At 51.8% G+C, this 11,600-nt stretch carries 10 protein-coding genes; 9 read left to right on the top strand and 1 reads right to left on the bottom strand.

All coding sequences use genetic code 11. The features are described 5' to 3' along the window. Nucleotides 1-245: 245 nt before the first annotated feature. The 7 genes from BH714_RS17220 (at nucleotide 246) to BH714_RS17250 (ending at nucleotide 8,380) form a co-directional block, all read left to right on the top strand. Entirely contained in the window at nucleotides 246-1,487 is a 1,242-nt protein-coding gene (locus BH714_RS17220) for an MFS transporter (RefSeq protein ID WP_032681797.1), read from the top strand. A 19-nt stretch (nucleotides 1,488-1,506) separates the two neighbouring features. Next, nucleotides 1,507-2,943, top strand: a complete 1,437-nt coding sequence (locus BH714_RS17225; RefSeq protein ID WP_040018511.1) for a glycoside hydrolase family 32 protein — start codon at nucleotides 1,507-1,509, stop codon at nucleotides 2,941-2,943. A 96-nt stretch (nucleotides 2,944-3,039) separates the two neighbouring features. Further along, nucleotides 3,040-4,317: an OmpG porin family protein gene (locus tag BH714_RS17230; protein ID WP_032681795.1), complete on the top strand. Its 1,278-nt coding sequence runs from the start codon at nucleotides 3,040-3,042 to the stop codon at nucleotides 4,315-4,317. Nucleotides 4,318-4,331: 14 nt separating this feature from the next. Then, entirely contained in the window at nucleotides 4,332-5,825 is a 1,494-nt protein-coding gene (locus BH714_RS17235; protein WP_040018512.1) for a glycoside hydrolase family 32 protein, read from the top strand. Between the two features lie 12 nt (nucleotides 5,826-5,837). Further along, the gene (locus BH714_RS17240) at nucleotides 5,838-6,851 is read left to right on the top strand and encodes an OmpG porin family protein (protein WP_032681794.1); all 1,014 of its coding nucleotides are present in this window, start codon (nucleotides 5,838-5,840) and stop codon (nucleotides 6,849-6,851) included. A gap of 115 nt (nucleotides 6,852-6,966) precedes the next feature. Next, entirely contained in the window at nucleotides 6,967-7,917 is a 951-nt protein-coding gene (locus tag BH714_RS17245; RefSeq protein WP_032681793.1) for an aminoimidazole riboside kinase, read from the top strand. A gap of 160 nt (nucleotides 7,918-8,077) precedes the next feature. After that, entirely contained in the window at nucleotides 8,078-8,380 is a 303-nt protein-coding gene (locus BH714_RS17250; protein WP_040018513.1) for a hypothetical protein, read from the top strand. A 272-nt stretch (nucleotides 8,381-8,652) separates the two neighbouring features. Here BH714_RS17250 and BH714_RS17255 read toward each other — a convergent pair whose 3' ends face one another. Continuing rightward, a complete protein-coding gene (locus BH714_RS17255; RefSeq protein WP_226862755.1) occupies nucleotides 8,653-8,979 on the bottom strand; it encodes a GNAT family N-acetyltransferase in 327 nt (108 codons plus the stop codon). 5 nt (nucleotides 8,980-8,984) lie between these two features. Between BH714_RS17255 and BH714_RS17260 the strand changes: the two genes are divergently transcribed. Both BH714_RS17260 and BH714_RS17270 read left to right on the top strand, forming a co-directional pair. Further along, nucleotides 8,985-9,461 (top strand): NAD(P)(+) transhydrogenase (Re/Si-specific) subunit beta, encoded by a 477-nt coding sequence (locus BH714_RS17260; protein WP_254915525.1) that lies wholly within the window; start codon nucleotides 8,985-8,987, stop codon nucleotides 9,459-9,461. 903 nt (nucleotides 9,462-10,364) lie between these two features. Further along, complete coding sequence (locus BH714_RS17270) at nucleotides 10,365-11,588, top strand: oligosaccharide MFS transporter (protein WP_032681790.1); 1,224 nt, start codon at nucleotides 10,365-10,367, stop codon at nucleotides 11,586-11,588. Nucleotides 11,589-11,600 lie beyond the last annotated feature (12 nt).

Here is an 11,600-nt window from a genome sequence, read left to right on the forward strand (position 1 = left end):
ACTAAGTATCCAATCCTGATTTGCACGCAATCCACCGCTTAGCGGGCTGTGAGCACCTGTAAAAATTCTATTCTAGGCGTTGAACCCCGGGGAGTTGCAAGCCACGAAAATAAATTTGATCTTGATCTCAATGCATATATGTTAACGTTAACTTTTGTGATTAACATCGAATATCAACGCGAAATCAAGTGTAGAACAAAAATGTTAACGTTACCATCTCAGCATATCATTCCTCTGAGATTACGTTGATGAAAAAAAGGCCTTCCCAAAGCTATCTGCTGCTTAGCGCTCTGCTGTTCTTTTTCTTTGTGACCTGGTCCTCATCAAGCTCACTCCTTTCCATCTGGCTGCATCAGGAAGTGGGGCTGAAAGCGTCGGAAACCGGCATTATCTTTTCCGTGTTATCCGTATCCGCGCTCTTCGCTCAGGTTTGCTACGGCTTTATTCAGGACCGGCTTGGCCTGCGTAAACATTTGCTCTGGTGCATTACGGCGCTGCTCATTCTCTCCGGCCCCGCCTACCTGCTTTTTAGCTATTTGCTGAGCATTAATATTCTGCTGGGCAGCGTATTCGGCGGCTTGTTTATCGGGCTGACCTTTAACGGCGGCATCGGCGTTCTGGAGTCCTATACCGAGCGCGTTGCGCGGCAGAGTACCTTTGAGTTTGGTCGGGCCCGCATGTGGGGGTCGCTGGGCTGGGCTGTCGCCACGTTTTTTGCCGGGCTGCTGTTTAATATCAACCCTGACCTTAACTTTCTGGTGGCCTCTTGCTCAGGGGTCATCTTCTTCTGCCTGCTGGCCCGCTTAAAGATCGCGGCTCCGGCAAGCATGGAAAAGCTTGAGATAGGCGCTAAAAAGGTCTCCCTGGATGATGCCCTGCGTCTGCTCACTCTGCCGCGCTTCTGGGCGCTAATATTCTTCGTGGTCGGCACCTGTATTTACGGCGTCTACGATCAGCAATTCCCGGTCTACTTCTCTTCACAGTTCCCGACGCTGAAAGAAGGCAACGAGATGTTCGGCTACCTGAACTCCTTCCAGGTCTTTCTGGAGGCCGCGGGCATGTTTTGCGCGCCCTGGCTGGTTAACCGCGTTGGCGCCAAAAATGGCCTGATATTCGCAGGGATGGTAATGGCGCTGCGCATGATCGCTTCCGGGCTGGTGGAAGGGCCACTGCTCATTTCGATTACCAAGCTGCTCCACGCCGTCGAACTGCCGATACTGCTGGTCGCCATTTTTAAATACAACAGCCTGAACTTCGACAAGCGCCTGTCCTCCACCATTTATCTGGTGGGATTCGCCTGCACCAGCTCAATTATTGGCACCGTATTATCCCCGCTGGCGGGCTTTAGCTATGAGAAGTTTGGCTTCGCCCAGTCCTATCTGATCATGGGCATTATGGTGTTCTGCACCACGTTTATTTCCATTTTCCTATTGCGCTCAAATAAGTCCTCATCTGAGCCAACCTTTCTGCAGCAAAAAGCTGTGTAATGTACCGAGAGTAAAGACGATGACATCCTTATTAGAACTGGCTGAACGGACGCTTGAAAAAGCACAATCCGCTATTAATTCGCGCTGGTATCCGCGCTATCACCTTGCCGCTCGCGCAGGCTGGATGAACGATCCTAACGGCCTGGTATGGTTTGACGGTTGGTATCACGCGTTTTATCAACATCACCCTTATTCCCCTGAATGGGGGCCGATGCACTGGGGGCATGCCCGCAGCAAGGATCTGGTGCACTGGGAACATCTGTCGGTCGCGCTGGCTCCCGAAGGCCCGGCGGATAAAGACGGCTGCTTCTCCGGCTCCGCCGTGGTGGACGGCGATACCCTGGCGCTGATTTATACCGGACATAAGTTTCACGGTTCGCCAGACACCGACGACAATCTCTACCAGGTGCAGTGTCTGGCAACCAGCCGTGACGGCATCCATTTTGAACGGCATGGCCTGGTGATTGATACCCCGCCAGGGCTGCACCATTTTCGCGATCCGAAGGTGTGGCGCGAAGGTGAGTTCTGGTACATGGTTGTCGGTTCCCGCGTGGAGAATACCGGCCAGGTGCGCCTGTACCGCTCCACCGATCTCCGCGAATGGCACGACGAAGGCGTGTTTGCCGAGGCCGAAGACGGCAAGGGTTTTATGTGGGAATGCCCGGATTTCTTTACCCTGGGAGGGAAGCGCGTCCTGATGTTCTCCCCACAGGGCATGGCGGCGGAAGGGTATCACCATCGCAACCTCTTCCAGAGTGGCTACCTGCTCGGGGAGTGGCAGCCAGGCCAACCGTTTAGCCATAACGGACAGTTTATTGAGCTGGACCACGGCCACGACTTTTATGCTCCGCAAAGTTTCCTGACCCCGGATGGTCGCCGCATCGTCATCGGCTGGCTGGATATGTGGGAATCGCCGATGCCAGAACGGCAGGATGGCTGGGCCGGTATGCTCTCTCTGCCGCGCGAATTAAGCCTTACCGACGATCGTCGTCTGAGGATGAAGCCCGCCGAGGAGGTCACCGCCCTGCGCGGCAGCTATTATCCGATGCCGGTTCGCTGCCTGAATAATCAGCAAGTCCCCGTCGCGGCAGATGCCGAAGCGGTCGAAGTGCAGCTGGTATGGGATCTGAGCGCCTCTACGGCCGAACGGTTTGGCATGGCATTGGGCGACGGGCTGAGAATATATGTCGACGATCAGGCGAGGCGTCTGGTGCTGGAGCGTCGCTATCCGGAGTATTCGCTTGAAGGCACGCGCAGCATTCCGCTGCCAGCGGATAACCTACTGTCACTGCGCATCTTTATTGACCGCTCATCAGTGGAGGTTTTTGTTAACGATGGCGAAGCTTGCTTAAGCAGCCGAATTTATCCGCAGCCGGGCCAGCGCGATATTTCACTGTTTGCCAGTCATGGCGCCGCCTCATTACATGACGCCGGATACTGGTCTCTGGAGAGATAATTTCGCCGGGATCGGCTTTGCTTCTTACCCTATGAGATTTTTATTTCTGCCAGTCTCTGGCTGGCATTTTATTATCTGGAATAATGAGAGAGCGAAATGGATAAAATATTAACGCCTCACTGTCGCATTAAAGCAATAAATAAAAATATATTCGCTTCTGGAAAACAAACGTTGGCATTGATGCTGTCATTATCCGCATTTTCTGCCGTCGCTGAAGAAACCAACGGCCAGCCAGGAAGCTATACGGGCAGCTATCAAAGCTATTTCCAGGATGAACCTGACGTTCAGGAAAAGCCTTCATCGCCTGTAAAAAAGGGAAATGCGCAATCGTCCCTTAGTGCTTCTTCGTCCCCTGTTGCTGCGGGAGCAGCGGCTGAATCTATGAAGTCGACAACGCTACCCGAGGTAACGCAGAGTAAATCAGCCGGGGTAACAAAAAATCGTAAAGCGGATAATCCTGAGGACGTCAGCCTACTGCGCTTAAGGCAGGAAGATCCGCCCGTTCACTGGAACAGTATCGGCCGTAACATGGAGGCTGGCGGCCTGCACGGCAACATCGGCACGCAAATAGAAATTGACGATGTGCGCTGGAGTAATAATAAGAAAAATAGCGGTAAATTCAAACTCGCTACCATTCAGGCATTTTTAAGACACGATGAGCTGCCCAACTGGTATTTTGGCTTCTGGAACGCGAGGGAAGACAGCTATAAAGGTCAATTCAGCAATCAGGACTACGGCGGCACCAATACGATCAATGAGTTTTTTGTTGGCCATATCTTTGAAACCTGGCGGGGTAATATCGGGACGGAAGTTATGGTCGGCTCCGAAACGGCAACTAAACGCTGGAAAAACCGCTTCAAAGTCTGGCAGGACATCCGCCTGACCAACAAATGGAGCCTGGCCGGGTACGCTTACGGCGAATTCCAGCCCCAGGGGAATGAGCCGGGAAATGGCGATCTTGAACAGTACATTTTCGAAATTGAGCCAGCCATTCAATACCGCGTGAATCCGGATCTCGGCCTGTATTTACGACCATATTATTACTATAACCGTCAGGAGCGTCAAAGCTGGGGCGATATTGTTGAAGAAGAATGGAAAATCACCGCTGGGCTGTGGCGCAACTGGTATCCGCTGTTAACCTCCCTGTATTTTGGCGTCGGGCAGGACAAAATAGATAATGCCAGCAATGCCAAAGAAGTTTTTTATGACGGCCGATATAAATTTATTGGCGGCACCCTTAGCTATCCGATTTATGGCGAAGTTCGACTATATGGTGAATTCAAAGCGCAGTTCACTAAAGAAACCGGACTCTGGACATCTACCGGACACTCATGGAATCCCTTTACCGTGGTTGGCGTGAATTATAACTTCTAACATTCAGGTGTATCATGAAAAAATTAACGCTAGCGGCATCGGTCGCTCTGCTGGTGCTTTCGTTTGCAAATATGCCAGCCTGGTCGCAGCCGTCTAAAGAAACATTACAAAATAAAAGCATTAGCCATATTAAAGATTTTTTCCCACGGGTCGAAGGCTCCTTTGTTGGCGACCCGATGCCGGTCTATAACGACGGTGAATTTGATATTTTTTATCTGAACGATATCCGCGGCGGCAGCGACCTCGGGGTACACGCCATACATCTGCTGTCGAGCAGCAACTTATATGATTATCAAAACCATTCGGAAGTGATTCCCTACGTTAACGACGTGGACGATCCTGAACTGCTGCTGGGAACCGGTTCAATGATTAAAGTCGGCGATACCTGGCATGCCTGGTACACCGCACACAATGAAAACGTGTTCCCGGTTGAATCGATAATGCATGCCACCAGTAAAGATCGCCTTCACTGGGTAAAACATCCGCAGAATACTATTCTGCCGGGCGCTAGCTACCGGGGGAATGACTTCCGGGATCCGCATGTCGTTTGGGTTGAAGAAAAGAAAGAATACTGGATGTTAATTACCACCCGCAGCAACGGGCGCGGGGTGATTGCCCGCTACAGCTCAACCGATTTGGAAAACTGGCAGGACCGCGGCGTATTTTTTGATAACGACACCATTACCAGCAATGCCAATCTCGAATGCCCGACGCTAGTCTTCTTCAACGGACGCTGGTATCTCAGCTTTAGCGACCAATGGCCGTTGCGCCTGACCCAGTACCGGGTCGCCGACAATCCGGAAGGACCGTGGCAAAAAATGGATAACTATGTGGTCGATGGATCGGGTTTTTACGCGGGAAAACTGGCGCTTAAAAACGATCGCCTGTTTGTCTTCGGCTGGATCCCGACCAAAGCGGGCACCCGCGACGGCGGCAACATTGACTGGGCAGGAAATCTGGTTGCCCATGAGCTCACCTCAGATAGCAACGGGCGGCTCAACAGCATCCTTCCCCAGGAGCTTCGCACGGTGATCAATAACAACCCTGGTCCGGTAACCCCCTTAACGAGCAGTAAAACGCTAAACATAGCAACGCAGTTCGGCCCGCTGCAGTCATCTGTCTATCCGCCATTGCCCAAAAAAGGAGAGCTAAGCGCGACGATAGACGTTCCCTCTGCCGGAATGGTGATGAGCTTTGGTCTGACCGACGACAGGGTGGCTGACGCAACGCTCAACGTTGTGTTCAACAGGAGCAAGGGGAAGGTTTATTTTTTCAACGCTCCGCTGGCGTCGATTCACCAGGCCAACGCTGAATCCTGGGTGGATGTTCCGCTCGATGAAAAACTTGAGCTACGCGTTCTGATCCAGGACTCGATTGCCGTCTTTTATATCAACGATAAGGCGGCATTCAGCACCCGGATGTATTCCATGCAGAACAAGCCATGGAGCATTAGCCTGCCTCAAAGCGATAATTTTCACGCGACGCTGAAAATAAAAGAAATGATTTAACGGGATATTATTATGAAAAACCATCATGCCCTGACTGTTATTTTTGCTCTTCTGTTTCCGGCGCTGGCGAATGCAAGTATGAGCATCATGAAGGATTTGTCGGGAAAGGTTGTTGCCGTGGATCCGTGGTCATATCTGGATGAGGATGTGATGTGGACCTCAGCCCGCTCCTCTAATCCTACCGGTGGCCGCGTTCACGGACAGCTGAAAATGAAATATGCCATCGAGGATAATAACTGGCGTAACAGCCATTTCCACAGCGGGAAGGATTCACTGACTTTTGTGCAGGGGGTTATGCATCACGATGCGTTACCCGGCTGGTATCTGGCTTTCTCTGAGGGCAGAACCACCAACTATAACGGGACGTGGGAAGATCAGACTTACCTCAGCCAGAATCAGTGGACCCAGCTGATTATCGGCCATGAATATTTCTACAAACGGCTGCGCTACGGCTGGGATGTTATGGGCGGAAGCTCGTCAATTGAGGACCGCTGGCAGGGGCGCATCAAGCTGTTTACCGATCTGCGCGTCACGGACAGCCTCTCCTTCTTTAACTACCTGTACCAGCAGGTTGACCACCGCCGCAGCGGCGGTTCACAAAATGACCGTGACGTGCGTTCATTTCAGATTGAACCCGGTGTTCAATACATTATCAACAACACCACCGGGGTCTGGTTCCGCCAACAGTTCGCTTCCGCCATTTTAGACCGGGCGCAGTGGGGCGATATCGACGAAAAAAGCTGGAGCACCTCATTCGGCGTCTGGCACAACTGGGGGAGGCTATCCACAACGCTCAGCGGAGGGTACGGGCATTATAAGAAAGATAATGCCCAGCCCGAGGATGGCGAAGTATTCCAGAATACCCGCAATCGCTACCTGAAGGTGTCAGCGAATTATCCTTTGACCTCCCGCTTCACGGTGTCCGGGGAAGTTACCGGCTCGTTGATAAAGCAGAGCGGAAGCTGGGTCACTAACGGCGATGCCATCGCTACCGATTATAAGGTGATGCTGGATTATAACTTTTAACAGATAGGTTTGAATGACCGGCGGGGCATGGATACGGTTAGGCTATAGCGCAAAACCTGACGTGCCCGCAGGTCGTGTATGTATAAAATTAGTTAATTATTATTGAGGAAAAGTCATGAATATCTGGACGCTTGGCGATGCGGTGGTCGATCTTCTACCCCTTTCAGACATGCAGTATCAGGCCTGTGCAGGAGGAGCCCCGTTCAACGTTGCGGTCGGTACCGCACGCTTACGCAGCCAGAGCGGTTTTATCGGCCGGGTCGGTGACGACGACTTTGGTCATTTTTTAAAAACAACGCTGTCTGATTCAGGCGTCTCAACCGCAGGCCTTCAGCTGGATAGCCAGTACAGAACCAGCACGGTGCTGGTCTCGCTCAACGATGATGGAGAGCGCGGGTTTACGTTTTTAACCAATCCTTCCGCGGATCAGTTTTTAACGCCCGACGGACTTCCAGAATTTAACGACGATATTCTGCACTTTTGCTCGCTGGCGCTGGTCGCCGAAGTTTGCCGCACTACGTTAGCCACCGCTATCGGCAAAGTTAAGCAGCGTGGGGGATTGCTGAGTTTTGATGTGAATTTACGCGAGCAAATGTGGCTCGATAAGCGTCACATGCTCGATACTGTGCGCCAATTTTCCTCACAGGCCGACATTCTTAAACTCTCGGAGGAAGAATGGTACTGGATGACGGGCACGCACGATTTTACCCGAGCTCTTGACGCCCTTAAGGCATTCCCCGCGCAGCTAAAGTTAGTGACCTACGGCGCGCAGGGTGCCATGGTGCTCTGGCGCGACGGCGTCATCCATTTTAACGGTTATACCGTCGACAGTGTTGATACCACCGGGGCTGGCGACGCTTTTGTCGCCGGTTTGCTGGCCTGGATTGCACAAAACGGGATGCCGGAGAGCTTTGAACAGCTCCACCAGGCCGTTGCTCAGGCCGGTGCCTGCGGTGCCCTCGCGACAACCCGCAAAGGTGCGCTGACCGCTCTGCCGGATACCGACGCGCTTGATGCTTTTATTAGCCAATTTTCTCTGCCCGACTACGAGGTTAAAAACGTCTAAATACCATAGCTGCACGATCTCCATCCAGAAAACAGGGCCGGGCTAAGCTGGAATATTCGGCCTTTTTTCCACTTTATCCTGGGAGCCGCACTCACAGGAAAATCACAGTCCGGCGTCTGCCGATGCATGGTTGTATTTTTCACTGGAAGAGGAAAGGGGAATGATAGTCAGAACAGGACACGGCTGTGTTCCGCTAAAACATGCGCAAGGTTTTGCAAAACACCTTGAGAACACGGGTGTGGAGCACATACCGGGAAACAGAGGTGCATTCGTGCGCAGTGAAACCCAGGGCGACTGGCCGCATTTCTTTCTGGCAAAACGGTGGCAGGATCTGCAGTCGATCAAAGAATTTGCCGGAGAAAACTATCACATGGCGGTGACCTACCCGGACGATGAAGAGTTTGAGCTACTTTCCGAGCCTTACGTCTTTCAACATGTTGTGGAGACCGTTTCACCCCTTTAGGCTTATTTCTTGGGTAATCTCCCGGTTACCCGATTTGCTACAGCATCCTTGTTATCGTAAAGGCTACACCTTCGCTCCCTGCGGTGGGTTTAGCGGGCCGACGCCACGCTATCCATTATCAAGGGGGCATGACGGGCTTCGACCTGAACACTGGGCTAGCGTTTATTCAGATAATTTTGCGCTTCTCTAATCGAACGTCAGCATCATCAATATCCGTTTCATTACCCCAGCCGAGGTGCCTGTAAAACTGCACCGCACGGCTGTTTTTAGCGCTAGGCAATTTGATGATGTTTAAACAGCTCTGTTTCCGCGGCGCTGACCAGCCCACGTCCTATCCCCTTATTCTCATAATCAGGAACTACACATGCGGAAAACAGACAGCCTTCATCCGTTAAAATCATTGAAAACCCAACGATTTTCCCGTTATCAACCGCCACCCAGGCGCAGGGGCCTTGCGCTATCATAGCGGCTATCGTGGCCTCGGTGATCCCCATCTGCTGCATCTCTTTACGGCTGAGATGATTCTCGGTCACCGAGGTTCTGACGTCGAAAATAGCTTCCACGTCTGAGGCATGGGCAAGTCTAAACTGAATTCCCATTAGGTTTGCTTCCTGCAGGATTGAAATGGTGTGTAAGGGCCTACGCGAGTGTATTTTGTCAGCCCCGCTTACAGGAATTGACCAGTCGGCTGATTGCGCTAGGCGTAAAGGTACGATTCGGTATCCATCCAGTAGCCGGGCGTTTACCGGGACATATGAACATGCTGCTGGCGGAAGCACAAGTCTCCTACGATATAGTGCTGGAGATGGAGGAGATTAATGACGACTTCAGTGATACCGACGTGGTGCTGGTCATCGGCGCCAACGACACCGTTAACCCTGCTGCACAGGAAGATCCCGGAAGCCCCATCGCAGGTATGCCGGTACTGGAAGTGTGGAAAGCACAGCAGGTGGTGGTGTTCAAACGTTCGATGAATACTGGCTACGCAGGCGTACAGAACCCCCTGTTCTTTAGAGAAAATACCACTATGCTGTTTGGTGATGCAAAAGCGAGCATAGAGGCGATACTTGCGCAGCTCTAATTAATTGATTAGACGTACTGGATGCATTGCAGAGGGTGATGGAAGAGTACATCACCACCTGAAATTTTGCTCGAGTCAGAATCAGGGTATTACATTGAATATCAACACTGTTCGCCCGGCGCAAGATAGTTCTGACACATCGTTAAAAGTAAGAAGCTCATCCTGAGGTCGGTTGTGCCAGTAGGGTAATGGCTTAACAGAAGGACAGATTCAAGATGAGCTTCAGGTGAATTACATTGCCTGTGACATAAGCTAAAGGCAGTGATGAAACTTAGGGTAAAGTATGAATGAGCATGTGGTTCTAAAATTTCTTGATTAGCTGGATATATTTTTCGGTACATATCACATTCGGTAGTAAAGATGCATTTTTCTGCACACCTAGGATACCCAGACAGTCTTCAATAAATGAATGGGCTTATCATCATGATTTCTCATCTTGACCATCATGTTCTGACTACCCGCGCTCGGCAGGCTTGTGTCGAGTTCTATCGCGACGTGCTTGGTATGGAAGTGATTCTGTTCGGTGCAGACAGAACGGCACTTAAATTTGGGCAGCAGAAAATCAACATCCATGAATATGGCAGGGAAATCGAGCCAAAGGCACATCTGCCAGTGCCCAGATCTTTGGACTTATGCTTTATCGTCCGGTTACCAATGGCAGAACTGCTTACCCACCTCAGAACTCACAACGTTGCTATTGAAGAAGGGCCTTCAAGAAGAATTGGCGCGTGTTGGAGTATTGAGTCCGTGTATCCTCGCATAATGTGAAGCAGTTCACGCTCGTCTCGCCGCAGCAGATTATTACTGGTTGATAGCGAAACATTTATGACTCCTCGTAATGCGAAACGGTAACGTTTCTCGTGTCTCTGCAACAAGATTCCTGTGTGAGAAAACGAGGGTATCATGAATAAAAATTACTCTATGAGCTGCTTGTTCTTCCTGTTTTTCTTTATCGGCTGGGGCTGCTGCTACCCCTATCTGTCGCTGTGGCTGACCGAAACCATCGGTATCAGCTATACCGACGTTGGTCTGGTTTATTCGTTTACCGCCATCATCGCGGTTTGCGTGCAGCCGCTGTTCGGTTTTATCTCCGACAAGCTGGTCTACCGTAAACACCTGATGTGGATGCTGGCCATCATCATCACGCTGTTTGCCCCTTGGTGGATCTACGTTTTCGCCCCGCTGCTGAAGTACAACGTTATTCTCGGCGCGCTGGCGGGCGGGGTGTATATCGGGATGGCCTACGGCGCGGGCTGCGGTATCTGTGAAGCCTATATTGATAAAGTCAGCCGCGCCTCCGGCTTCGAGTTTGGCCGCGCGCGCATGTTTGGCGGTATTGGAGCAGCCATCGGCACTTTTGCCGCCGGCAAGCTCTACGGTATCGATCAGAACATGATTTTCTGGCTGGCCAGCGCCGCTGGCGCCTGCCTGCTGCTGATAGTCTGGAAAACCAAGGTGGATACCTCCGGCACAGCCGGTCAACAGCAAATGAAAACCACCCCCGTCACCTTTCACGACGCGGTGGCGCTGCTGAAGCTGAAAAAGTTCTGGTTTTTCGCCATCTATACGATCGGCGTCGGCGCGGTCTATGAAACCTACGACCAGCAGTTTGCCATCTACTACAGCCACTTCTTTGAGAGCAAAGCGCGCGGCGCGGAAGTCTTCGGCTATCTGACCACCGGGCAGATCTTCCTCGATGCGGTAGTCATGTTCTTCGCCCCGTGGTTCGTCAATAAAATCGGTCCGAAAAACGCCCTGCTGTACTGCGGCATGATCATGAGCCTGCGCATCATCGGCTCGGCCTGGGCGATTGGCCCGGTTTCCATCAGCCTGATCAAACTGCTGCACGGCTTCGAGAGTTCGGTGCTGCTGGTGGCCGCGCTGAAATATATCGCCGCCAACTTCAATCCGCTGCTTTCCGCCACCGTTTATCTGATTGGCTTCCAGTTCGCCAAGAGCTTTAGCTCTATTTTCCTCTCCACCGGGATTGGCCATATGTATCAGAGCATGGGTTTCACCAGCAGTTACATCGTGCTGGGCGGCATCGCCCTGTGCTTCACCCTGCTCTCCTTTATCACATTGGATAAGGCGCGATTTTTCGCCCTGCAGACCGCAACCACACACTAATGACACGAGGTA

The sequence above is a fragment of the Enterobacter ludwigii genome (assembly GCF_001750725.1).
GTDB classification, from domain to species: domain Bacteria; phylum Pseudomonadota; class Gammaproteobacteria; order Enterobacterales; family Enterobacteriaceae; genus Enterobacter; species Enterobacter ludwigii.

Excerpts from the sequence above, each read along its gene's own strand:
- BH714_RS17225 (WP_040018511.1), top strand. The coding sequence starts at position 1,507 with ATGACATCCTTATTAGAACTGGCTGAACGGACGCTTGAAAAAGCACAA.
- BH714_RS17255 (WP_226862755.1), bottom strand. The coding sequence starts at position 8,979 with ATGGGAATTCAGTTTAGACTTGCCCATGCCTCAGACGTGGAAGCTATT.
- BH714_RS17245 (WP_032681793.1), top strand. The coding sequence starts at position 6,967 with ATGAATATCTGGACGCTTGGCGATGCGGTGGTCGATCTTCTACCCCTT.
- BH714_RS17240 (WP_032681794.1), top strand. The coding sequence starts at position 5,838 with ATGAAAAACCATCATGCCCTGACTGTTATTTTTGCTCTTCTGTTTCCG.
- BH714_RS17250 (WP_040018513.1), top strand. The coding sequence starts at position 8,078 with ATGATAGTCAGAACAGGACACGGCTGTGTTCCGCTAAAACATGCGCAA.
- BH714_RS17230 (WP_032681795.1), top strand. The coding sequence starts at position 3,040 with ATGGATAAAATATTAACGCCTCACTGTCGCATTAAAGCAATAAATAAA.
- BH714_RS17270 (WP_032681790.1), top strand. The coding sequence starts at position 10,365 with ATGAATAAAAATTACTCTATGAGCTGCTTGTTCTTCCTGTTTTTCTTT.
- BH714_RS17235 (WP_040018512.1), top strand. The coding sequence starts at position 4,332 with ATGAAAAAATTAACGCTAGCGGCATCGGTCGCTCTGCTGGTGCTTTCG.